General features: G+C 72.8%; 28 protein-coding genes. 9 read left to right on the top strand and 19 right to left on the bottom strand.

Annotated elements, in window-relative coordinates; genetic code table 11:
- Positions 1-45: 45 nt before the first annotated feature.
- From dhaK to ACW62_RS36225, 5 genes are all read right to left on the bottom strand, one after another.
- Positions 46-1,041 (bottom strand): dihydroxyacetone kinase subunit DhaK, encoded by a 996-nt coding sequence (dhaK, locus tag ACW62_RS16915; protein ID WP_053205286.1) that lies wholly within the window; start codon positions 1,039-1,041, stop codon positions 46-48.
- A complete protein-coding gene (gene dhaL, locus ACW62_RS16910) occupies positions 1,038-1,718 on the bottom strand; it encodes a dihydroxyacetone kinase subunit DhaL (RefSeq protein ID WP_053205285.1) in 681 nt (226 codons plus the stop codon). The genes dhaK and dhaL overlap by 4 nt, the downstream gene beginning before the upstream one ends.
- Positions 1,719-2,501, bottom strand: a complete 783-nt coding sequence (locus ACW62_RS16905) for an HAD-IA family hydrolase (RefSeq protein WP_205629411.1) — start codon at positions 2,499-2,501, stop codon at positions 1,719-1,721.
- Positions 2,498-3,358, bottom strand: a complete 861-nt coding sequence (locus ACW62_RS16900) for a class II fructose-bisphosphate aldolase (protein ID WP_053205284.1) — start codon at positions 3,356-3,358, stop codon at positions 2,498-2,500. Before ACW62_RS16900 ends, ACW62_RS16905 begins: the two co-directional genes overlap by 4 nt.
- 89 nt (positions 3,359-3,447) lie before the next feature.
- Entirely contained in the window at positions 3,448-5,229 is a 1,782-nt protein-coding gene (locus ACW62_RS36225; protein WP_053205283.1) for a helix-turn-helix transcriptional regulator, read from the bottom strand.
- 125 nt (positions 5,230-5,354) lie between these two features.
- Between ACW62_RS36225 and ACW62_RS16890 the strand changes: the two genes are divergently transcribed.
- From ACW62_RS16890 to ACW62_RS16880, 3 genes are read left to right on the top strand one after another with little or no spacing between them, the layout of a single operon-like run.
- Positions 5,355-5,882, top strand: a complete 528-nt coding sequence (locus ACW62_RS16890) for a helix-turn-helix domain-containing protein (protein WP_053205282.1) — start codon at positions 5,355-5,357, stop codon at positions 5,880-5,882.
- A gap of 18 nt (positions 5,883-5,900) precedes the next feature.
- Entirely contained in the window at positions 5,901-6,482 is a 582-nt protein-coding gene (locus tag ACW62_RS16885) for a PIN domain-containing protein (protein WP_053205281.1), read from the top strand.
- Positions 6,483-6,540: 58 nt separating this feature from the next.
- On the top strand, positions 6,541-7,257 hold the full coding sequence (locus tag ACW62_RS16880; protein WP_169792070.1) for a class E sortase: 717 nt from the start codon (positions 6,541-6,543) through the stop codon (positions 7,255-7,257).
- A 62-nt stretch (positions 7,258-7,319) separates the two neighbouring features.
- Here the strand turns inward: ACW62_RS16880 and ACW62_RS16875 are convergent, their stop codons facing one another.
- The 9 genes from ACW62_RS16875 to clpS all read right to left on the bottom strand — a co-directional run bounded on the left by ACW62_RS16875 (position 7,320) and on the right by clpS (position 12,978).
- Entirely contained in the window at positions 7,320-8,102 is a 783-nt protein-coding gene (locus ACW62_RS16875) for a PIG-L deacetylase family protein (RefSeq protein ID WP_205629410.1), read from the bottom strand.
- Positions 8,102-8,854, bottom strand: a complete 753-nt coding sequence (locus ACW62_RS16870) for an MBL fold metallo-hydrolase (RefSeq protein WP_053205279.1) — start codon at positions 8,852-8,854, stop codon at positions 8,102-8,104. Before ACW62_RS16870 ends, ACW62_RS16875 begins: the two co-directional genes overlap by 1 nt.
- Positions 8,851-9,684, bottom strand: a complete 834-nt coding sequence (murI, locus tag ACW62_RS16865; protein ID WP_053205278.1) for a glutamate racemase — start codon at positions 9,682-9,684, stop codon at positions 8,851-8,853. Before murI ends, ACW62_RS16870 begins: the two co-directional genes overlap by 4 nt.
- 65 nt (positions 9,685-9,749) lie before the next feature.
- Positions 9,750-10,325: a dihydrofolate reductase family protein gene (locus ACW62_RS16860; RefSeq protein WP_053205277.1), complete on the bottom strand. Its 576-nt coding sequence runs from the start codon at positions 10,323-10,325 to the stop codon at positions 9,750-9,752.
- Between the two features lie 14 nt (positions 10,326-10,339).
- Positions 10,340-11,287: a PLP-dependent cysteine synthase family protein gene (locus ACW62_RS16855; protein WP_053205276.1), complete on the bottom strand. Its 948-nt coding sequence runs from the start codon at positions 11,285-11,287 to the stop codon at positions 10,340-10,342.
- 12 nt (positions 11,288-11,299) lie between these two features.
- The gene (locus ACW62_RS16850) at positions 11,300-11,578 is read right to left on the bottom strand and encodes a MoaD/ThiS family protein (protein ID WP_053205275.1); all 279 of its coding nucleotides are present in this window, start codon (positions 11,576-11,578) and stop codon (positions 11,300-11,302) included.
- Between the two features lie 65 nt (positions 11,579-11,643).
- Positions 11,644-12,066 carry a M67 family metallopeptidase gene (locus ACW62_RS16845; RefSeq protein WP_420843599.1) on the bottom strand — a complete coding sequence of 141 codons (423 nt, stop codon included), beginning with the start codon at positions 12,064-12,066 and terminating at the stop codon, positions 11,644-11,646.
- A gap of 13 nt (positions 12,067-12,079) precedes the next feature.
- Entirely contained in the window at positions 12,080-12,706 is a 627-nt protein-coding gene (locus ACW62_RS16840; RefSeq protein ID WP_053205273.1) for a DUF2017 domain-containing protein, read from the bottom strand.
- Complete coding sequence (clpS, locus tag ACW62_RS34100) at positions 12,670-12,978, bottom strand: ATP-dependent Clp protease adapter ClpS (RefSeq protein WP_053205272.1); 309 nt, start codon at positions 12,976-12,978, stop codon at positions 12,670-12,672. The genes ACW62_RS16840 and clpS overlap by 37 nt, the downstream gene beginning before the upstream one ends.
- A gap of 156 nt (positions 12,979-13,134) precedes the next feature.
- On the opposite strand from clpS, the gene ACW62_RS16830 reads away from it, so the two are divergent.
- A complete protein-coding gene (locus tag ACW62_RS16830) occupies positions 13,135-14,430 on the top strand; it encodes a nicotinate phosphoribosyltransferase (protein WP_157574809.1) in 1,296 nt (431 codons plus the stop codon).
- Complete coding sequence (locus ACW62_RS16825) at positions 14,430-15,023, top strand: isochorismatase family protein (RefSeq protein ID WP_053205270.1); 594 nt, start codon at positions 14,430-14,432, stop codon at positions 15,021-15,023. Before ACW62_RS16830 ends, ACW62_RS16825 begins: the two co-directional genes overlap by 1 nt.
- Here the strand turns inward: ACW62_RS16825 and ACW62_RS16820 are convergent, their stop codons facing one another.
- Positions 15,024-15,392 (bottom strand): winged helix-turn-helix transcriptional regulator, encoded by a 369-nt coding sequence (locus ACW62_RS16820; protein ID WP_205629408.1) that lies wholly within the window; start codon positions 15,390-15,392, stop codon positions 15,024-15,026.
- A gap of 65 nt (positions 15,393-15,457) precedes the next feature.
- Here ACW62_RS16820 and ACW62_RS16815 point away from each other — a divergent pair, with 65 nt between their 5' ends.
- Complete coding sequence (locus ACW62_RS16815) at positions 15,458-16,093, top strand: NAD(P)-dependent oxidoreductase (RefSeq protein ID WP_053205269.1); 636 nt, start codon at positions 15,458-15,460, stop codon at positions 16,091-16,093.
- Between the two features lie 11 nt (positions 16,094-16,104).
- Complete coding sequence (locus ACW62_RS16810) at positions 16,105-16,689, top strand: P-loop nucleotide/nucleoside kinase family protein (protein WP_205629407.1); 585 nt, start codon at positions 16,105-16,107, stop codon at positions 16,687-16,689.
- A 36-nt stretch (positions 16,690-16,725) separates the two neighbouring features.
- Here ACW62_RS16810 and ACW62_RS16805 read toward each other — a convergent pair whose 3' ends face one another.
- The 4 genes from ACW62_RS16805 to ACW62_RS16790 form a co-directional block, all read right to left on the bottom strand.
- Complete coding sequence (locus ACW62_RS16805) at positions 16,726-17,121, bottom strand: RidA family protein (RefSeq protein ID WP_053205267.1); 396 nt, start codon at positions 17,119-17,121, stop codon at positions 16,726-16,728.
- 91 nt (positions 17,122-17,212) lie between these two features.
- Positions 17,213-17,995, bottom strand: coding sequence for an HAD family hydrolase (locus ACW62_RS16800; RefSeq protein WP_053205266.1), 783 nt, complete (start codon positions 17,993-17,995; stop codon positions 17,213-17,215).
- Complete coding sequence (locus tag ACW62_RS16795; protein WP_053205265.1) at positions 17,992-18,669, bottom strand: response regulator transcription factor; 678 nt, start codon at positions 18,667-18,669, stop codon at positions 17,992-17,994. Before ACW62_RS16795 ends, ACW62_RS16800 begins: the two co-directional genes overlap by 4 nt.
- On the bottom strand, positions 18,666-19,868 hold the full coding sequence (locus tag ACW62_RS16790; protein WP_053205264.1) for a sensor histidine kinase: 1,203 nt from the start codon (positions 19,866-19,868) through the stop codon (positions 18,666-18,668). The genes ACW62_RS16795 and ACW62_RS16790 overlap by 4 nt, the downstream gene beginning before the upstream one ends.
- Before the next feature lie 134 nt (positions 19,869-20,002).
- Here ACW62_RS16790 and ACW62_RS16785 point away from each other — a divergent pair, with 134 nt between their 5' ends.
- Together ACW62_RS16785 and ACW62_RS16780 are read left to right on the top strand one after the other, a co-directional pair.
- Positions 20,003-20,908 (top strand): ABC transporter ATP-binding protein, encoded by a 906-nt coding sequence (locus ACW62_RS16785; RefSeq protein ID WP_053205263.1) that lies wholly within the window; start codon positions 20,003-20,005, stop codon positions 20,906-20,908.
- Positions 20,905-21,828: a hypothetical protein gene (locus ACW62_RS16780; RefSeq protein WP_205629406.1), complete on the top strand. Its 924-nt coding sequence runs from the start codon at positions 20,905-20,907 to the stop codon at positions 21,826-21,828. The genes ACW62_RS16785 and ACW62_RS16780 overlap by 4 nt, the downstream gene beginning before the upstream one ends.
- The last annotated feature ends 457 nt before the right edge of the window (positions 21,829-22,285 follow it).

Here is a 22,285-nt window from a genome sequence, read left to right as displayed (position 1 = left end):
CGCCCAAGCTATCGCCTCGGCGGCCGCCGCAGCGCCGACCCCCGTTCAGAACGTGCGGATCGCGATCTCCGCCGGCGCCGAGAACAGCGACACCAGTTCGTCGTCCAGCTTCACCAGCGTCAGCGAGACGCCGGCCATGTCCAGCGACGTGCAGTACTCGCCGACGTAGTTGCGCCCGACGGTGATGCCGCGGTCCGCCAGTTGCTGGTGCGCCCGTCCGTACAGGATGTACAGCTCGCTGATCGGCGTCCCGCCCAGCCCGTTGATCATCAGCGCGACGTTGTCGCCGCGCTCGTACGGCAGGTCGGTGACGACGGCCTCGAGCAGCTCGTCGACGATCGCGTTCGCGTCGGCCAGCTTCTCGCGGCGGCGGCCTGGCTCGCCGTGGATGCCGACGCCCATCTCCATCTCGTCGTCGCCCAGCTCGAACAGCGGCGACCCCTTCGCCGGCGGCGTGCACGACGTCAGCGCCATGCCCATGGTCCGGGTGACGGAGTTGACCTTGTCGCCGATGCGGACGAGCTCGTCCAGCTCCGCGCCCTGCTCCGACGCCGCACCGACCGCCTTGATGACGAAGAAGTTGCCGGCCACGCCGCGCCGCCCGACGGTGTACGTCGAGTCCTTCACCGCGACGTCGTCGTCGACCACGACGGTCTTGATCGTGATGCCCTCGGCCTCGGCCAGCTCGCGGCCCATGTCGAAGGCCATGCGGTCGCCGGTGTAGTTGTTGATCAGATGCAGCACGCCCTTCGGCGTGTTCAGCAGCTTGCTGGTCTCGAGCACGTAGTCCATCGGCGGCGCCGAGAACACGTCGCCCGGACAGGCGGCGTCGAGCATCCCTTTGCCGACGACCATGACGTGGGCCGGCTCGTGCCCGGACCCGGAGCCCTGGATGATCGAGACCTTGTCGTCGCGCGGCGCGTCGGCCCGCATGATGAGGTTGTAGTCGGGCACGTAGCGCAGCGTGTCCGGGTTGGCCAGCGCGATGCCCTGCAGCATCTCCGGCACGTACCGCTTCGGGTCGTTGACGAACTTCTTCACGGCGCCTCCTCCGGTGTGGGCGGGGTTGTGGCGGGTTGAGTGGCGTGATCCGCCCAGCCCTGTGCGACTCGTTCGGCCATGACGGCGACGGCGACGGCGCCCGCGTCGAGCGTGCCGATGCTGCGTTCCCCCGTGTACGCAGCTCGGCCCCGCTTCGCGATCAGCTCGCGGGTCGCCTCGGCCCGGTCGCGCGCCGTCGTCGCCGCCGCGTCCAGGGCGGTCTGTCCATCCGCGCCGGCCGCCAGTTCGGCGTCCAGCCGGTCGACCGCCGGGACCAGCGCGTCGAGCAGCGTCTTGTCGCCGACGTCGGACTGGCCGCGGGTCTTGATCCCCTCGATCGCCGCGCGCAGCATCGCGACGGCGTCCTCGGCGCTGACGGCGGTCTTGTCGCCGGCCGCCGACCCGGCGCGGATGAGCGCCGTCCCCCAGATGGGGCCGGACGTGCCGCCGATGCGCCCGGTGACGATCAGCGCGATCTTCTTCAGGAAGGTCCCGATGTCGGAGCGGTCGATGGTGTCCCAGTCGGCCAGCACGATCTCGAAGCCGCGGGCCATCGAGTAGCCGAAGTCGCCGTCGCCGACGACCGCGTCGAGGTCGCCGAAGTACGTCTCGTTGTCGACGGCCGTCTGGGCGATCGTGTGGACGACGTACTCGACGGCGCCGAAGCTCTCGTCCATCTATGCCTCCTTCAGCAGCGCGGCCACGTCGTCGATGGTGATCCAGCCGCCCGGCCGCGCCGCGGAGCGGTTCGCGAGCACGATCGTGTGCTCGCCGTCCGGGTCGCCGAGGCTGCTGACCACCAGCGCCGCCTCGGCGAAGTCCTCGCGCTCGGTGTAGCCGTTGACGGTGACCAGGCAGGTCAGCCCGGCGCCGTCGGCCGCCAGCAGCCCGTTGCGGCTGTCCTCCACGACGACGACGGCGTCCGGCGCGAGGCCGAGCCGGTCGAGCGCGAGCAGGTAGATGTCCGGCGCCGGCTTCTTGGCCGGGACGACGTCGCCGGCCAGGACGGTGAAGTCGGCGGCTCGCTCGTCCCCGACCACGTGCTGGAGGACGGCGCGCACGGACGGCTCCGCGGAGGTCGAGGCGACGGCGAGCGCCCAGCCCGCCCGGTGCGCCTCCTCGACCAGCCGGGCGACGCCGGGGCGGCCGGGCAGCCGGCCGTCGGCGACCATCGCCGCGTAGATCTCGGTCTTGCGCCGGTGCCAGTCCGCGAGCATTGAACGCTGCCCGTCAGCGTCGGCGGGCAGCTCGGCAGCCGCGACGAACGCCGGCGTCAGCAGGCTGGCCATCCGCTCCTTGCCGCCGCCGATCAGCAGCTTCCCGGCGTACTCGTCCTCGCTCCACCGCACCGGCAGCCCGAACTCGGCGAACGTCTGGTTGAACGCGGGCAGGTGACCGTAGCGCTCGGTGTCGGCGAGCACGCCGTCGCAGTCGAAGACCAGCGCCGGCACGCCCGTCACCACGCCTTCCCGGCGCTGCCGAACGTCCGCATGAACCCGGCTGCCAGGTCGACGACATCGGCGCGGACCGCCTTGAACAGCGACGGCGGGTCCCAGCTGTCCCGCGCCTCGGCGGCGCTGAGGAACTCCAGGTTGGACCGCATGAACGTCACCTTCAGCGCGGTCGAGATGTTGACCTTCGCGCAGCCGCGGGCGATGAGGTCGGCGAACTGGGCGTCGGTCATGCCGGTGCCGCCGTGCAGGGCGATCGGGATCGGCTCGGCCGCGACGATGTCGCTGACCCGCTGCGCGTCCAGCTTCGGCTCGGCTTTGTACCGGCCGTGCGCGTTGCCGATGGCCGGCGCGAACACGTCGACGCCGGTCGTGCGGATGAACGTCAGCGCCGTCTCCAGCGACTGCCGCTCCGCTTCCTCGTCCGACCCGATGCCGTCCTCGACGCCGGTGATCGACTCGATCTCGCCCTCGACGTGCGCGCCCAGGGCGTGCGCCTCGGCGACGACCTCGACGGTCTGGCGCTGGTTCTCCTCGACCGGCAGCGCGGAGGCGTCGAACAGCACGCTGTTCCAGCCCTTGCGCAGGCAGTCGGTGATGACCTCTCGCTCCGGGCAGTGGTCCAGGTGCAGCGCGACCGGCACCTCGATGCCCGCCGTCAGCTCCCGCCACATCGCGTAGAGCAGGTCCAGCCCGATCGACCTCACCGTCTTCACCGAGGTCTGGACGATCACCGGCGCCCGCACCTCGACGGCCGCCGCGAGCACGGCCTCCAGGCTGAGATCGTTGACGATGTTGATGGCCGCGACGCCGTAGCGCTCCGCGAAGGCGCGGTCCAGGATCTCCCGCGTCGGCACGACCGGCACCGGCTCACCCCCTCGTCCTGCTGCCGACGCTAGGGCGCGGGCGGCGGCGGGCGCCTCGGGGAACCTCCCCGTCTGTGTGCGGGGTTTCCCTACCTTGCCGCGCGGGCGGCGACCTCGGTGCGGTTGCTGGCGCCGGTCTTGCGCAGGACGGCGCCGACGTGCTTCTCGACCGTCTTGACGGAGATGGTCAGCCGCTCCGCGATCTGCTTGTCGCGCAGCCCGCGTTCGAGCAGGTCGCGGACCTCGCGCTCGCGGACGGTGAGCGCGGCGGCGTCCGCGGTGGGTGCGGCCGGCCGGGGCAGCGCGTCGCGGCCGCCGGCGGACAGCGTGATGCCGCCGTGCGCCGCCGCGAGCACCGCGCGGGCCAGCTCGGGACCGTCCGCGTCCGGCCCGACGCAGCCGCGCGCGCCGGCCCGCAGCGCCTGCGCGACGATCGGGTCGCCGGCCGTCGCGCCCAGCAGCACGACCGCCGCGCCCGGATCCTCGGCGACCAGCTGCCGCGTGCACTCGACGCCGTCATGCCCGCCCAGGTAGGCGTCGACCAGCACGACGTCCGGGCGGAGCAGCCGGTACGCGTCGAGCAGCGCCGGAGCGCCGCCGATCTCGGCGACCACCCGCACGCCCGGCTCGGCGGCCGCCAGCAGCCGGGCCAGCCCGGCCCGCGTGACCGGCTGGTCGTCGACGACGAGGACGCGCAGCCGGTTCCCGGCCGGGTCGGCCGACTCGGCCGGCTGGTACGGCAGGCTCGCGCGGATCTGCGTCCCCCAGCCGGGCGTCGACTCGACGCCGACGCTGCCGCCGTACGTCCGGGCCCGGGCGACGATGCCGCGCAGCCCGAACCCGCCCGTCCCCGGCTCCTGTGACGCCGCCCGGTCGAAGCCGCGGCCGTCGTCCTGCACCATCAGCACCAGCTCGTCCGGCCCGTACACCACCCCGACCCGCGCCGATGCCGCCGCCGCGTGCTGCACGATGTTCGTCAGCGCCTCCTGGACGATGCGGAACGCCTGGTGCGCCACCTCCGGCGCCAGCGGCGCCGGCTGCCCCGCGACGACCAGCTTGGCGTCGAGGTTGCCGGTGGACCGGGCCCACGCGATCTCGACGCCGATCGCCTCCTCCAGCGAGTGGCCCTCCAGCAGCAACGGCGCCAGTCCCAGCGCCCAGCGCCGCGACTCCGCCAGCGCGCCCCGGGCCGCCTCGCGCGCGGCCGCCAGCTGCCCGCCGTCGGGCCCCGTCACCCCTTCGAGGTGGGCCAGCACGGCCGCCAGCCCCTGCGCGACGCTGTCGTGCACCTCACTGACGAGGCGCTCCCGCTCGGCGGCGGTGGCCTCGGCACGGGTGCGCTCCTCCAGCTGCTCGTGCATGCGCGCGTTGACGATCGCGATGGCGGCATGCTTGGCGAACAGCTCCAGCAGCCGTGCGTCGTCGTCGGAGAAGCTGCGCTCGGGGTCGCGGCTGAACACGATGCACGCGCCGATGACGCGGCCCCGCCAGGCGATCGGCACCCCGATCACGCCATGCAGCGTCGCGCGGTCGGCCGGCGCGACGTGCCCGCCGGGGACGTGGGTGTACTCGGCGAAGATGAGTGGCGCGCGGGCGGCGACCACCGCGCCGGTCATGCCCTCGGACAGCGGGAAGCTGCGGCCGGACTGGCAGGCGATGCCGAAGTCGGCCTCCTTCCGGTACACGCCCGCGGTCTCGTCGACGCTGCAGATCGACCCGGCGTCGGCGCCGAGCAGTTCCACCGAGCGGCGCAGGATGCGGTCGAGCAGCGGCCGGAGGGTGAACTTCCCGGCCAGGTCCTCCACGACCGACGCCAGCGCGTCGGCGCGCGCTTCCGCCGTGCGGTCGGTGTCGTGCCTGCGTCGGCCCACGGCCCCCTCCACGGCGGTGTGGGAAGCTCTCGCCTGGCATCGTACGCCGCGATCCCGGCGATGCGTAGTTGCGAAACTTACGAAACGAGTTACGCTTGTTTCGTAAAAGGAGGGAGGCGTCCGCCATGGCTATGGAGCAGCAGACGTATCTACCCGAGCAGCCCGAGCAGCTCGCCGACGTGCTGAGCTTCCTGGACGCGCACGAACGAGTCCGCGGCGGCCGGCCGGCAGCACGCTACCTGCTGGTCGGAGCCGACGAGCACGACAGTGTCGAGGTTCCCGCGTCCATTCACCGTGCGATGCGGCAGATCGTCGAAGCCCTGCAGGCCGGCAAGGCCGTCACGGTGGTCCCGCAGAACAAGCTGCTCACCACCCAGCAGGCTGCCGACCTCCTCGGCGTCAGCCGGCCCACGGTGGTGAAGCTGATCGACGCCGGCGTCATGCCCGCCGAGACCCCGGGTAAGCGGCGCCGGATGGTCAAACTCGACGACCTGCTGCGGTACCGGAGGCAACGCCGGGAACAGCAGTACCGCGCGCTCCTCGACACCTCGGTGGACTACGACGATCCGGACGAGGACCCGGAGGCGATGGCCGCGGAGTTCCGCCGCGTCCGAGCGGAGGTCGCTGCGGAGCGGTCGCGAGGCGGCGCCTGACCCTGCCAGGATGGCCGCATGTTCGCGGCGGTCCTCGACACGTGCGTGCTGTGGCCCAGCCTGCAGCGCGACTTCGTGCTGTCGATGGCGGTCGAAGGTCTCTATCGGCCGCTGTGGAGCGAGGCGATCCTCGCGGAGCTGCATCGTCACGAGCAGGGCAAGTGGTTGCGGCGCGATGCGGAGCCGTCGACGGCGACCGAGCGCGCCGACCACCTGCTCAATCAGATGCGGCGGCACTTTGACGACGCCCTCGTGACAGGATGGGAAGGGCTGGACGGAACGTTCGGGCTGCCAGATCGCGACGACGAGCACGTCGTCGCCACGGCAGTGGTCGGCGGCGCCGGCGCGATCGTCACCGAGAACCTCAAGGACTTTCCGCCGGACCTCATACCCGCTCACGTCGAGATCCTCAGCGTCCGGGAGTTCGCGGCGAACACCGCCGACGTCGACCCGAACCGCGCCGCCCGAGCGCTCCAGATGCTCGCCGAACGACACCAGAGACCGCCGCACACGGCGGTGGAGCTGCTGGAGCTCCTGGTCGGTCGTTACGAGATGACTGAGGTGGGCGAGATCCTCGGACCGATACTCGACACTGGCTAGGACCTGAACAACCCGAATCGCCTGCATGCCCGCCGGTGTCCCGGCTACCTTCGGGACCGTGCAGCGCAGGGCGGCGCCGAGGCATCGCCGGACGGCCCGCGGCGGGCGGCCCGGCGGCCGCGCGCTGGTCGCCGCCGGGGTGGCCGGCGAATTGCTGCTGACCGCCGGCGCGCTGGTGCTGCTGTTCGTCGTCTACACGTTCTGGGGCACCGGACTGCAGACCGCGGCCGCCCAGGACGACCTGCGCGACCAGTTCCAGCAGCACCTGCTCAGCCGCTCCGACGAGCCTGTCGAGACCGACGCGGCGCCGACGCCGGAGCCGCTGGAGCTGGGCGACGCGTACGGGATTCTGCGCATCCCCCGCTTCGGCGACGACTGGGAGCGCATCGTCATCGAGGGCACCGACCCCGAGGACCTCAAGGACGGGCCCGGCCACTACGTCGACAGCGCCGACCCCGGCCGGCTGGGCAACGTCGCCGTCGCCGCGCACCGGTCCGGGCACGGCGAGCCGTTCGCACGCTTCGCCGAGCTGCGCGCGGGCGACGTCGTCGAGATCGAGACCATCGACGGGGTGTTCCGGTACGAACTGGACGACGCGCCCGACGGCGACGACGACGGCAACGTCATCGAGGCGACCGAGCTGTGGGTGGTCGACCCGGTGCCCGGCGAGCCGGCCGGGACCGAGCCCGCCGAGGCCCGGCTGACGCTGACGACGTGCTGGCCGCGGTGGGGATCGGAGAAGCGGATGTACGCGACCGGCGTGCTCGTTCCATGATCATCAACCTTCCTGGTCGTCAGAGCAACCCAGAAGGTTGATGATCATGGCGCCCGGGAGGCTCAGTAGAGCATCAGCGGGTAGACCTCGAAGACGGACGCGCACTCGACGCCGAGCCGGGGACCGGCCTGGCGGGCGAACATGCCGAGGAACTCGGCCGGCTCGGGGTGGCCGGGCAGCGCGCCGAGGTACCCGGCGTGCGCCTCCAGCGACCGGACGCCCAGCTCGAACGTGTCGGTGATGTCGACGCCGTGCGCGGCCTCCGGCGACCCGGCCGCCCAGATGGCGCGCACCTTGTTCCACGGTTCCAGGCCCTCGTCCAGCAGCTCGGTGAACACCCACCGGTTGCCGGCGTCGCGGGCGCCGTCGAGCACGGCCTTGCCGACGGCGATGTGGTCGGCCTGGTTGAGCATGACCCCGCCGAAGGTCTCGTGGAAGTTGCCGGTGATGACGATGTCGGGACGGTGCCGGCGGATGACCCGGGCGACGTCGCGGCGCAGCGGCAGGCCGTACTCGATGACGCCGTCGGGGTAGCCGAGGAACTCGACCTCGTCGACGCCCACAACGGCGGCGGAGTCGCGCTCCTCCTTCTCGCGCAGCGGTCCGGTCTGCTCCGGCGGCATGGTGTCGATGCCCGCCTCGCCGCTGGTGACCATGCAGTACACGACCTGCTTGCCCTGCCCGGTCCAGCGCGCGATGGCCGCGGCGGCGCCGTACTCGACGTCGTCGGGGTGCGCGGCGATGACCAGCGCCCGTTCCCAGTTCTCGGGCAGCGGTTCCAGCGGCGCCGTCGGCATCGGGAACGGCGGCCCCGCCTGCTCGGCCGTGTCGTCGTGCTCCGTCATCAGACCTCCCAGTGGCCCCCCGGCACGGCGAGTTCCACCGGCCCGTCGTACACCGCGCTCGCGTGCTCGGCCGCACGCTGCGGATCGCCCCATGGTGGCACGTGCGTGACGACCAGTCGACGGGCTCCGGCGGCGGCCGCGTGCTCGCCGGCCTCGCGCCCGGTCAGGTGGATGCCCGGCGGGTTGTCGTCGCCGTCGGCGTAGGCGGCCTCGCAGAGGAACAGGTCGGTGTCGCGGGCCAGCTCGACCAGCGCCGGCGTCGCCGCGGTGTCGCCGGAGTACACCAGCGACCGGCCGTCGTGCTCGATCCGGACGGCGTACGCGGCGACGGGGTGCACGACCGGCGCCACCCGCACCGACAGCGGCCCGACGCGGAACCCGTCCACCGGGTGCTCGCGGAAGTCGAACTCGCCGGACAGCCCGGGGTCGGGCTCCTTGCCGTACGCCGCGGCCATCCGGTCGGCGGTCGCGGCCGGCCCGTACACCGGGATCCGCCGCCGCGACGGCATCCCGTAGCGCAGCGCGACGTACAGCCCGCACAGGTCCATGCAGTGGTCCGGGTGCAGGTGGGTGAGCACGACGGCGTCCAGCTCGGCCAGCCCGGCGACGCCGACGACGTCCTGCAGCGGGCCGAGCGCGCCGTTGCCGAGGTCCAGCACCAGCCGGACCCCGTCCGCCTCGACCAGGTAGCCGGACGCGGGCGAGCCGGGCCCGGGCATCGACCCGGAGCAGCCCAGCACCGTGAGCCTCAAGAGCCGACCGCCAGGTCGCGGCCGACGACCGGCAGTTCGGACGTCTCCTCGACCGACGCGATCTCCGGGCCGAGGAACCGGCCGCCCAGCTCGCGGAACGGCCGGGCGTCGCCGGTGGAGCGGAACTGGTGCCGCGGCGGCGGCAGCGCGTCGTCGCGCATCAGCCGGTGGTCGACCAGCGTGCGGTAGACGTCCTTCGCGGTCTCCTCGGCGCTGCTGACCAACGTGACCGCCTCGCCCATGACGTACGAGACGACGCCGGTGAGCAGCGGGTAGTGGGTGCAGCCGAGCACCAGCGTGTCGACGCCGGCCGCACGGATCGGTTCGAGGTACTCGCGGGCCGCGGATTCCAGCTCCGCGCCGTGGGTGATGCCGGCCTCGACGAACTCGACGAACCGCGGACAGGCCTGAGCGGTGATGCTGAGGTGCGGCGCGGCGGCGAAGGAGTCCTCGTAGGCGCGCGACGTGACGGTCGCGCGGGTGGCGATGACGCCGACGGCGTTGTTGCGGGTCGCGGCGACGGCGCGGCGCACGGCCGGCTGGATGACCTCGACGACGGGGATGTCGTAGCGTTCGCGGGCGTCGCGCAGCACCGCGCTGCTGGCCGAGTTGCAGGCGATGACCAGCATCTTCACCCCCTCGGCGACGAGAGTGTCCATGACGTCGAGGGCGAACTCACGCACCTGCGCGATCGGCCGTGGACCGTACGGGCCGCGCGCGGTGTCGCCGACGTACAGGACGGGCTCGTGCGGGAGCTGGTCGAGCACGGAGCGGGCGACCGTCAGACCGCCCACTCCGCTGTCGAAGATCCCGATCGGTGCGTCGTTCATCGGTGCAAGAGCGTACGCCGCCAGGGCCGCCCCGGCGCCTGGACGTGGCGAACGCCACGTCGGCTCTAGGCCCGGCGGTAGTCGAGCACCACGTGGCCGCTGCCGAACGTCTGCACGTCGGTCAGCTCGAACGCGGCCGGCGCGAACCCGGTGGAGAACAGCGGCACCCCGGCGCCGGCGACCACCGGGTACTGCTTGACGACCATGCGGTCGATCTCGGGCAGCAGCGCGCCGGCCAGCGCAGCGCCGCCGGCGAGGTAGACGTCCAGCTCGGAGTCCTCGGCCTTGAGCGCCCGGACGGCGGCCACCGGGTCGCCGTCGACGATGGTGACGGCGGGGTCCGGCGACTCGCCCAGCGTCGTCGACACGACGTACTGCCGCAGGTGGGCGTACGGGCTGGTGATGCCGACGTCGAGCGCCGGCTGGTACGTGCGCCGGCCCATGACGATGGTGTCGAACCGCGAGTTCGGGACGTCGTCGATGCGGCCCAGCTGCCGGGCGTGGCTCGGCAGCGCGTCACCGAACTGGGTGAACATCCACGTCGAGTACTCGTCGGGCACCGGGAAGAAGTCGATCTCGTCGTTCGGGCCGGCGATGAACCCGTCGATGGTCTGACCGATGTAATAGACCAGCTGGCGCATCACTGCACCGTACGTCAGGCCCAGAGCTGGCCGTCGAGGTGGTCCTCGGCCTCGTCGAGCGTGCCCTCGTAGGCGCCGGTCGAGAGGTACTTCCAGCCGCCGTCGGCCACGATGAACGCGATGTCGGCGCGCTCGGCCGCCGCGGCCGCCTTCGTGGCCAGGCCGAGGGCGGCGTGCAGGACGGCGCCGGTCGAGATGCCGGCGAAGATGCCCTCCTGCTCCAGCAGCTGCCGGGTTCGCCGCACGGCGTCACGCGGGCCGACCGAGAACCGCGACGTCAGCACCGACTCGTCGTACAGCTCCGGCACGAACCCCTCGTCGAGGTTGCGCAGCCCGTACACCAGCTCGCCGTACCGCGGCTCGGCGGCGACGATGCGCACGTCGGGCAGCTTCTCGCGCAGGTAGCGGCCGACGCCCATCAGCGTCCCCGTCGTCCCCAGGCCGGCGACGAAGTGGGTGATCTCGGGCAGGTCCTCCAGCAGCTCCGGGCCGGTGGTCTCGTAGTGCGCGAGCGCGTTGCCGGGGTTGCCGTACTGGTAGAGCATGACCCAGTCGGGGTGCTCCTCGGCGAGCCGCTTGGCCACCCGGACCGCCTCATTGGAGCCGCCCGCCGCCGGCGACGGGATGATCTCGGCGCCCCACATGCGCAGCAGCTGGCGCCGCTCCTCGGAGGTGTTCTCGGGCATGACGCAGACCATGCGGTAGCCCTTGAGCTTCGCCGCCATGGCCAGCGAGATGCCGGTGTTGCCCGACGTCGGCTCCAGCAGCGTCGCGCCCGGCGTGAGCCGTCCGTCGGCCTCGGCGGCCTCGATCATGCGCAGCGCCGGGCGGTCCTTCACCGAGCCGGTCGGGTTGCGGTCCTCCAGCTTCGCCCACAGCCGCACCTCGGGCGACGGCGACAACCGCGGCAGCCCGACCAGCGGCGTCCGGCCGAGGGAGTCGAGCAGGGAGTCGTAGCGCATGCCGGCTTGGCTTCAGCGCGCCCCGCCGGCGACCGCCGGCAGCACCGTGACGTTGTCGCCGTCGGTGAGCGCCGCCTTCTCACCGCCGAGGAAGCGGACGTCCTCGTCGTTGACGTACACGTTGACGAACCGGCGCAGCGAGCCGTTCTCGACCAGCCGGTCGCGCAGCCCCGGGTGCTTGCTCTCGAGGTCGTCGATCAGCGCGGCCAGCGTGTCGCCGGCGCCCTCGACGGTCTTCGCGCCGCCGGTGTACTGGCGCAGGATCGTGGGGATGCGGACCTCGACGGCCATCGGACTGCTCCTGGACTCGTTGTCGATGGGGATGCTCAATGAGGCAACGGCGGTGCCGGGGCCCATCATTCCCCATCGATGACCTGGACTTCCTCCTCGGTCACCTCGCCGTCCACGATCCGGAACGAACGGAAGTCCTGCGTGTCGTCGTCGCGGGTCGACACGAGGACGTAGTGAGCGCCCGGCTCGTTCGCGAGGGAGACATCGGTGCGCGACGGGTACGCCTCGGTGGCGGTGTGCGAGTGGTAGATGACGACCGGCTCCTCGTCGTTGTCGTCCATCTCGCGGTACAGGCGCAGCAGGTCCATCGAGTCGAACTCGTAGAACGTGGGCGACCGGGCGGCGTTGAGCATCGGGACGAACCGCTCCGGGCGGTCGCTGCCCACCGGCCCCGCGACGACGCCGCACGCTTCGTCCGGGTGATCCTTGCGGGCATGCGCCACGATGGCGTCGACGATGTCACGGCGGATGCTCAGCACGGTTGCCAGGATACGGAGGCGCCTACTCCAGGGCAGACGAGAGGGTGCGGACCAGCGTCTCCTGGACCCAGCCGAGCCAGTCGTACACGTCGTGCACGTGGCGGCGGGGGTCGTTCTCGTCGAGCGAGAGCCAGTCGTCCTCGTCGGCGTCCGTCACGCCGAGCCGCGTCCCCAGGGCCAGCCGGAGGTCGGTCAGCGTGCGCAGCCAGGCCTCGGACTCGGCGGCGTCCAGTTCGATGCGGATCTTCTCGCGGTTCTTCGCCGGCACGTCGGCGGCGTCGGCCGTGGCCAGGGAGGCGAGCACCGTCGCCGCGGCGGCGGCCTTGCGGTCGCGCAGGCCGCGCTCGGTGAAGCGGCGGAAGTCGGACGCGGCCTCGGTGTCCTCGCGGTAGCCGTCGGGGAACAGGCGCAGCAGCACCGGGTCGGTCGGCCGGGAGGCGGCGTCGTCGGCCAGGCCGAGCTCGGCGGCCCAGCCGTCGCCGCCGGTGAGGTCGGCCGGTTCCTCGCGGACGAGTTCGAGCAGCTGGCCCACCAGCGAGCGCAGCAGCTCGACCTCGACGACGTGGAACGACGCGGCGACGACGCCCCCGCGAGCTCGACGGAACGCGGTGCTCAGACTCGGTCCCCCGCCTTCTGCAGCGTGGCCCACAGCCCGTAGGAGTGCATGGCCTCGACGTCGCGCTCCATCTCTTCACGCGTGCCGGAGGACACGACGGCCTTCCCCTTCTCGTGGACGTCGAGCATCAGCTTCTCGGCCTTCGTCTTCGGATAGGCGAAGTATGCCTGAAAGACGTAGGTGACGTACGACATGAGGTTGACCGGGTCGTTCCAGACGATGGTGATCCACGGGACGTCCGCCACCGGGACCTCGGCGGCCTCGGGGCGCTCGATCTCGACGGGTGCGGTCATCACGGCCCCCAATGGTGTCATCTTCCGGCCATCACCCCGCGCAACCGTGCTCAGGACCCGCGGTGTTCCCGCCGGTCCACGACATCTCATCATCCACCCCGCGCCACGCCTTCGCCAGTCTGCTCGGGATCCGGGCCATTCGTGGCGCGCCCGCATACTCTGGTGATTGTGTCGGCTACGACGGCCCTGCTCACCGACCAGTACGAGCTCACCATGCTCCAGGCGGCGCTGGCCCGGGGCACCGCCACGCGGCGCTCGGTGTTCGAGGTGTTCGCCAGACGCTTACCCGGTGGACGCCGTTACGGGGTCGTCGGCGGCACCGGCCGGCTGCTCGACGCGATCGAGACGTTCCGGTTCGACGACGACGCGCTCGACTTCCTGCGGCGCGGCGGCATCGTCGACGGGCCGACGCTGGAGTGGCTGGCCGGGTACCGGTTCACCGGCGACGTCTGGGGGTACGGCGAGGGCGAGGCGTACTTCCCGAACTCGCCGCTGCTGATCGTCGAGGCGTCGTTCGCCGAGGCGGTCGTGCTCGAGACGCTGGCGTTGTCGGTGCTGAACTTCGACTCCGCCATCGCGACCGCCGCCTCCCGCATGACCACCGCCGCCGGCGACCGTCCGTGCATCGAGATGGGGTCGCGCCGCACGCACGAGCGGGCCGCCGTCGCCGCCGCGCGGGCCGCGTACATCGCCGGGTTCAGCACCACCAGCAACCTCGAGGCCGGCCGCGGCTACGGCGTCCCGACGGCCGGCACCAGCGCGCATTCGTTCACGCTGCTGCACGACACCGAGCGCGACGCGTTCACCGCCCAGGTCGACTCCCTGGGCAAGGGCACGACCTTGCTGGTCGACACCTACGACGTCGAGGAGGCCGTGCGGCTGGGCGTCGAGGTCGCCGGGCCGGAGCTGGGCGCCGTCCGGCTCGACTCCGGTGACCTGCTGCCGCAGGCGAAGGAGGTCCGCGCGCTGCTCGACTCCCTGGGCGCGCGCGACGCCCGCATCGTCGTCACCAGCGACCTCGACGAGCACGCCATCGCCGCGCTGGCGGCCGCGCCGGTCGACGCGTACGGCGTCGGCACCCAGCTGGTCACCGGCGCCGGCTCCCCGACTGCGGGCATGGTCTACAAGCTCGTGGCCAGGGCCGACGACGACGGCGCCATGGTTTCCGTCGAGAAGAAGAGCGCCGGCAAGGTCAGCCACGGCGGCCGCAAGTACGCGTTGCGCCGGCGCAACGCCCGCGGGGTGGCCGAGGCCGAGGTCATCGGCGTCGGTCATGAACCGGTCGACGACGGCGACGACCGTCCGCTGCTCGTCCCCCTCGTGCGCGACGGCGAGACCGTCGGCCGCGAACCGCTGGCCGCTGCCCGCGAACGGCACGAGCGGGCCCGCTCCGAGTTGCCCCGCATCGCGTTGAAGCTGTCGCGCGGTGAGCCCGCCATCCCGACCCGCTGGGAGGATCGCTGATGAAGCGCGCACTCATCGTCGTCGACGTCCAGAACGACTTCTGCGAGGGCGGCAGCCTCGCGGTCGCGGGCGGCGCGGACGTCGCGTTCGGCATCGCCGAGGTACTCAAGAGCTGGACCGACGCCGACCCGTGGGACCGCCGCTACGACTACGTCGTCGCCACCCGCGACCACCACATCGACCCCGGCGACCACTTCTCCGAGACCCCCGATTACGTCGACAGCTGGCCGCCGCACTGCGTGGCCGGGACCGACGGTGTCGCGTTCCACCCGAACCTCGACCCGCAGCCGTTCCACGCGGTCTTCGACAAGGGCGAGTACGCGGCCGCCTACTCCGGTTTCGAGGGGAAGACGCACGACGGCACCGGGCTGGCCGACTGGCTGCGCGCGCACGAGGTCGGCACCGTCGAGGTCGTCGGCATCGCCACCGACCACTGCGTCCGCGCCACCGCCCTCGACGCCGCGCGCACCGGCCTGCAGACGACGGTGCTGCTCGGCCTCACCGCCGGGGTCGCGGCGGGAACGACGGCGGCCGCGCTGGACGCGCTGCGGGCGGCCGGGGTGCGGCTGGAGGGCGCGCCGATCGTCCGCTGATCAGGCGGTTCGCACGGTCGCCGCCTCGCGGGCGTCCAGCAGTTCGTCCCAGTGCGCCTTGCCCCACGCGCACAGCGCCGCGATGACGGGCAGCATGCTGCGCCCGAGCGGCGTCAGCGCGTACTCGACGTGCCGGACCGGACCGGGCCGCTCGGTGCGCTCGACCAGGCCGTCGCGCTGTAGGTGGCGAAGCGACGTCGTGAGCGACTGCGCGCTGACGGAGCGCAGCGGCACGCGCAGCTCGGAGAACCGGCGCGGGCCGTGTTCGAGGCAGCGGATGACCAGGCCGGCCCACTTGTCCGAGAACCGCAGCGGCAGCAGCGTCGACGGACAGACCGGATCGAACATGTCGGGATCGAGCGGCGGCATGCTCCCACCGTACTGACCTGCGTGGTCACCTCGGGCTGACCGGGGCGTCGCCTAGCGTCCGCGGCATGACGAGAATCGTGGTGTTCGGAGCCGGCGGACGGGCCGGGCGGGCGGTGCTGGCCGAGGCGGCCGCCCGCGACTGGGACGTGACGGCGGTGGTGCGCGACCCCACGCGGTACGCGGACCTTCGTGGCGGCCGGGTCACGTTGGCAGCGGGCGACGTGACGGACGCCGACGCGGTCGCGTCGCTGTCGGCGGGGCACGACGCCGCCGTGCACGCGGCCGCGACGCTCACCGTCCCCGCCGGCGAGTTCTTCCCCGCCGCCGCGTCGGCGCTGCTCACGGGCCTGGCGACGGCTCGGGTGCCGCGGCTGGTCGCCGTCGGGCTGGCGTCGCAGCTGCCGGACGTGACGGGGACGCCGCTGATCGACACCCCCGGCTACCCCTCGGAGCACCGCGACTTCATGCTCGGCCACGGCGCCGGGCTGTCCGTGTTCCGCCGCGCCACGGCCGAGGTCGACTGGCTGGTCGTCGCCCCGGCCGGCGACTTCGACCACGGCGGCGCCCCGTCCGGCGGCTACCGCTTCGTCCCCGGCTCCACGTCGGCGCTCATCACGTACGCCGACCTCGCCGTGGCCGTCGCGGACGAGATCGCGCGGCCGCGGCACCATCGGCTGCTGCTCGGAGTGGCCGCTGGGTAGGGTCGGCTGGCGTGAGCCCCGCCGTCTGGATGATCGCCGGCGCGCCCGGCGCCGGCAAGACCACCGTCGCCCGCAAGCTGGCCGCGCTGCTCGACCCCGTCCCGGCCCTGCTGGACAAGGACACCGTCTACGCGCCGTTCGTGGTGGCGACGCTGGCGGCGAACGGCCGGCCGTTCGGCGAGCGGGAGGGGCCCTGGTACGACGAGCACATCAAGGTGCACGAGTACGCGGGCCTGGCCGACACGGCACGGGAGGTCCGGTCGGCTGGCTGCCCGGTGATCCTCGTCGCCCCGTTCACCGGCCAGACCCGTTCGCTGGACCGCTGGTCCGGCTACGTCGACCAGCTGGGCGGCGACCCGGTGCGGCTGCTGTGGGTCCGGTCCGACGGCGACACCCTGCGCGAGCGGCTGGTCGCCCGGAGCCACGACCGCGACGGGCAGAAGCTGGCGAACTTCGCCGCCTTCACCGCCGCCACCCTGCCCGACGTGCCGCCACCTGCCCCGCACGTCGAGATCGACAACCGCCGCGGCGCCCCGCCCCTGGACGACCAACTGGCCGCCGTCCACCATGATCATCAACCTTTTGGGCTGCTATAACAGCCGAGAAGGTTGATGATCATGGCCGGCCCGCGATCACCCGACGGCGGTGCCCTCGAGCTCCACCATGAGGACGGGGATCGCCAGCCGCGTCACGCCGAGCATGGTGGTGGGCGGCGCCACCCCGGCGGCGCCCAGCCGCGACACCAGCACGCCGTAGTGCTGGAAGAGCAGGTCGACGTCGGTGGTGTAGACGTTGAGCCGGACGAGGTTGGCCAGCGACATGCCGGCCTCGCCGAGCACGGCCTCCAGGTTGTCGAGGCTCAGCGCCACCTGCGCCGCCATGTCGCCGGGGTACTGGGGCTCGCCGTCGCGACTCATCGCCGTCTGCCCGGAGCAGTACAGGGTCCGGGTGTGCCCGGACACGACCTCACCCTGGTGAAATCCCATCGGCGCCGACCACGTCACCGGGTTGACGGCCGTTCGTTCCATTGCCACTTCGGCTCCATTCGAGTCACGAGAATCCGTACGCCCATCAGCCTCCCGGCAAATCACGACACCTCTTGTCACGTATCTCGACGCATCAGGCGAAGATGCGCTCCAGCACCTGCGCGACCCCGTCCTCGTCGTTGGACGGGCAGCGGTGGGACGCGGCGGCGACGGCGTCGGGGTGGGCGTTGCGGACGGCGTAGGACGTGCCGGCCCAGGCGAGCATCGGGACGTCGTTGGGCATGTCGCCGAACGCGACCACGTCGTGCGCGTCGACACCCAGGGAACCGCAGAGCGCGGCCAGCGCGGACGCCTTCGAGACGCCGGACCGGCTGACCTCCAGGACGGCCGCGTGGCCGGAGTAGGTCGCGGCGGCCAGCGACCCCACCACGGCCGCCGCCCGGGAGACGAACTCGGCGGCGGACAGCGACGGGTGCGTGACGACCAGTTTCGACACCGGCTCGGCCAGCAGCTCCTCCAGCGACGCGACGACCGTGCCGTCGGGCGCCGGCCAGGTACCCCGGAAGGACGGCTCCTGGCCGAACGTCAGCGCCCGCTCGATGGCGAACGTCGCGCCCGGCACGTTGGCCCGGATCGCCCGCGCCACCTCCAGCGCGACGTCGCCGGGCAGGCCGTGCTCCTCGACGATCTCGCGGCGGCGCACGTCGTAGACGATGGCGCCGTTCGCGCAGATCGCCAGCCCGTGCGAGCCGACCTCCGCGGCGAGGACGTCGATCCAGCGCGGCGGCCGCCCGGTGACGAACACGACGGTCGCGCCGGCGTCCTCGGCCCGGGCCAGCGCCGCCCGGGTGCGCGGCGACACCGTCCCGTCGCCGTGGAGCAGGGTGCCGTCGAGGTCGGTGGCGACGACCTTCACGGTTGCGTGAGCCCGGACTGGACGGCGAAGACCACCAGCTGGGCGCGGTCGCGGGCGTGCAGCTTCACCATGGCGCGGCTGACATGCGTGCGGACGGTGGCCGGGCTGACGACCAGCTCGGCGGCGATCTCGTCGTTGGAGCGGCCGGTCGCCACCCACGCCACGATCTCGCGCTCGCGCTCGGTGAGGCGGTCCAGCTCCGGGTGCGGCGTGCTGGCCGGCACGTCGCGGCCGCTGAACTGCTCGATGACGCGGCGGGTGACGGACGGCGACAGCAGGCTGGCGCCGTCGGCGACCACCCGGATGGCGTGCAGCAGCTCGGCCGGCGGGGAGTCCTTGAGGACGAACCCGCTGGCGCCGCCGCGCAGCGCCTCGAACACGTACTCGTCCAGCTCGAACGTGGTCAGCACGATGACCTTGACGTCGGACAGGGCGGCGTCGGCGGTGATCTCGCGCAGCGCCGCGAGCCCGTCGAGCACCGGCATGCGGATGTCCATCAGCACGACGTCGGGCTTCGTGCGCCGGACGAGGTCGACCCCGGCGCGGCCGTCGGCGGCCTCACCGGCCAGCTCGGTGTCGTCCTCGGTCTCGAGCAGGGTGGACAGGCCCATGCGCACCAGCGCCTGGTCGTCGATCACCGCCACCCTGATGACACTGTTCACGTCGTCCGTCATGTGGATGATCCTGACAGGTCCGGCTCGCGGCCGACGCCGGCCATGGGCAGCCGCGCGTGGACGGCGAACCCGCCGCCGGTGCGCGGACCGGCCTGCAACCGGCCGCCGACCGCCTCGGCCCGGGCCCGCATGCCCGCGATCCCGGTGCCCGACCCGTCGTCCTCGGCCGGTTCGGACGGCGCACCGGGCAGCCCGCCGCCCACCCCGTTGTCGCTCACGTCCACCAGCAGCTCGTGGCCGGAACGGCGGATCCGCACCTCGGCCCGGGTGGCGGCCGCGTGCCGCAGCACGTTGGTGAGCGATTCCTGCACGATGCGGTACGCCGCGAGGTCGACGTCGGGCGGGAGGTCGCCGCCGGACGCGCCGTCGAGGTCGGCCGCCACCTCGACGCCGCCGGCGCGGATGCGGTCGAGCAGGACGCCGACCTCGGCCAGCCCGGGAACCGGGCTGCGCGGCGCGGCGTCGGTGATCGGGCTGCGCAGCACCTGCAACTCGGCCCGCAGGCCGTCGAGGGAGGACCGGCTGGTGTCGCGGATCGCCTCCAGCGCGGCCCGCACCTTCTCCGGGTTGCGGTCGAGGACGTGCAGCGCGACACCCGCCTGCATGGCGATGACCGCGAGGCCGTGACCGACGGAGTCGTGCAGCTCCTGCGCCATGCGCAGCCGCTCCTCCGACACCGCGCGCCGTGCCAGCGCCGCCCGCACGTCGGCCTGCGACTCGCGCCGGGTCTTCAGCGCCGCCCCGATGGCCAGCGGCGCGCCGAACAGCGCCAGCGACGCGATGGCCCAGGCCGCGCCCTGCCGCCACACGTCGTCGCCGGTGTCGTCCAGCAGCCGCACCGTCGACACCACGAAGAACACCACGTAGTAGCCGCCGCCCCAGCGCAGCGCCGAGCGCAGCGGCAGCTGGTAGCCGAGCGTGTACATGACCACCGGGACGGTGATCATGATCGGTCCGTACGCGAAGTCCGCGGCCAGATACGTCACCAGGGCCGCGCCGTTGATCAGCAGCGTCGTGCGCGGATACCGCCTGCGCAGCAGCAACGCCAGCGCGGCGATGACCACCAGCGTGTAGGCGAACACGCCCGGGTCGCGCGCCCATGCCTGTCCCTGGGACGCGCCGTGCGTGCCGCCGATGCCCAGCACGACGAGCGCCAGCGCGATGCCGGCGTCGATCAGCCAGGTCCGTACCCTCTCCATGCCCTCGACCCTAGATCCGGCGCCGGTCGCGCGGCGTCGGCGACGCGGCGTAACCGCACTACGCGAATCTGCGTACGCCCGATGCCGCTCTGTGGACGACGCGGGCGACGGCGGCTGCGCGGGAGCGTGGAGCCATGACGAACACCATCGTGGTCACCGAACGGCTGACCAAGCGTTACGGCGACCGGCTCGCCGTCAACGACGTGAGCCTCACCGTCCGCCGCGGCGAGGTGTACGGCTTCCTCGGACCGAACGGAGCCGGCAAGACGACCACGCTGCGCATGCTGCTCGGCCTGGTCCGTCCCACCAGCGGGACCGCGACGATCCTGGGCCACGCGCCCGGTGAGCCCGGCGCGACGGCACGAATCGGCGCGCTGGTCGAGGGCCCCGGCTTCTACCCCTACCTGTCCGGCCGCGACAACCTGCGCGTGATGGCCCGCTACCAGGGCGTCTCCGACGTGGCGGTCGAGGACGCGCTGCACCGCGTGGACCTCGCCGAGCGTGGCAGCGACGCGTTCAAGTCGTACTCGCTGGGCATGAAGCAGCGGCTCGGTGTCGCGTCCGCGCTGCTCGGCGAGCCGGACCTGCTGGTCCTGGACGAGCCGACGAACGGGCTGGACCCGGCCGGCATGGCCGACATGCGCAAGCTCGTCGTCGACCTCGCCGAGCAGGGCCAGACCGTGCTGCTCTCCAGCCACCTGCTGGCCGAGGTCCAGGAGATCTGCGACCGCGTCGGCGTCATCGCGCACGGCCGGCTGCTGGCCGAGAGCACCGTCGCCGAACTGCGCGGCGCCAGCACGCTGTTGGTCCGCGCGCAGCCGGTGGAGGTGGCGCTCGCCGCGTCGATGCAGGTGGCCGGCGACGACGCCGTCCAGCTCACCGACGCGGGCATCCGGCTGGAGCTGTCCGACGAGCGGGCGCCCGAGCTGGCCCGCGCGCTGGTCGCCGCCGGCGCCGACATCCACGAGATCCGGACGGCCGAGCGGTCGCTGGAAGACGTGTTCTTCGAGATGACGACCGACGAGGAGGAGAACCGATGAGCACCGCGACGATGACCGGCCGGGCCACCGCGCGTGGCGAGGCCCGCGCCGTCCCCACCATGGTCAGTGGACTGGTCGCCAGCACGAAGGCCGAGCTGCTGCGGCTGCGCAAGTGGCCCGCGGTCTGGATCCTCGCGACGGTGTGGCTGCTGCTCAACCTCACCTTCGCCTACCTGTTCAACTACATCGCGTACTCGACCGGCTCGTCCGGCTTCTCCAACGAGGGCGTCCCGCCGTCGGCGCTGCTGCCGGACCTGCTGCCGGCCGCGATCCCGTCGGTGTTCACCGGTGGCATGCCGATGTTCGGCGGCGCGATCATGTTCATCCTCGGCGCGCTGGCCGCCGGCAGCGGCTACGGCTGGGGCACCTGGAAGACCGCGCTCACGCAGGGCCCGGGCCGGCTGTCGACGTTCGGCGGGACGCTCGCGGCCGTCGGCATCGCGGTCGTCGGGGTGGTTGCGGCGACGCTGGCCCTGGACTTCGCGGCGTCGGCCCTGATCGCCGTCGTCGAAGGACAGAGCATCGCGTGGCCGGCGCTCGGCGCGCTGGCCGAGGCGGTCGGCGGCGGGCTGCTGATCTTCGGGATGTGGGCCGTGGCCGGCGTGCTGGTCGGCGTGCTGACCCGCAGCCCCGCGCTGGCGGTCGGCCTCGGGCTAGTGTGGTCGCTGGTGATCGAGAACCTGCTGCGCGGCGTCGGCAACCTGCTCAGCGGCATCGAGTACGTGACCGACGTGCTGCCGGGGACGGCGGCCGGGTCGCTGGCCGGCGCACTGGGCGCCGGCGGCTCGGACGACCCCGAGGGAGCGCCCGGCGTCCTGACCGTCCTCGACGGCCGGCCGGCGGCGCTGCTGGTGGCCGCGTACCTGGTGGCCTTCGCGGTGGCGGGGGCGCTGCTGATGCGGCGCCGCGACGTCACCTGATCCACGCACCGGCCCACTCGCCCGCTGCCGCCGCGATTCCCGGCGCAGCGGGCGAGTCGGTGCGCCCGGCGCGGCGAGCTGGTAGGCCCGGTGCGGGCGCAGCGGGCGTCGGGCATCGGCGTCTGCGCGAGCATTCGCGCGCGCGAGTATGTCGGTGCCCGCCCGTAGGGTGGGACTCCCTCCCAGCCGGGCGGGCTTTGCACCCGGCCAACGCGAACGCCGACGCCGACGCCGAACGGCACGGACCCAACCCCCCAGCGACCTGGGCCGCCTGGTGATCATGGCCGTCCTCGACTCCCGCCGCCGTCCTCGACTCCCGGACCCGTCCTCGACTCCCGGACCCGTCCTCGACTCCCGGACCCGTCCTCGAGGCGCTGTTCGGACGGTTCTCACCATCGAAGACGGTGGCTGCGGTCGCGGTGGCGGTGGCTTCACTCGCGTGGGGAGCACGTCACCC

It is taken from the genome of Jiangella muralis (genome assembly GCF_001270745.1).
GTDB classification, from domain to species: domain Bacteria; phylum Actinomycetota; class Actinomycetes; order Jiangellales; family Jiangellaceae; genus Jiangella; species Jiangella muralis.
The sequence above is the reverse complement of the archived record's forward strand: the minus strand, read 5'-3'. Positions and strand labels throughout refer to the sequence as shown.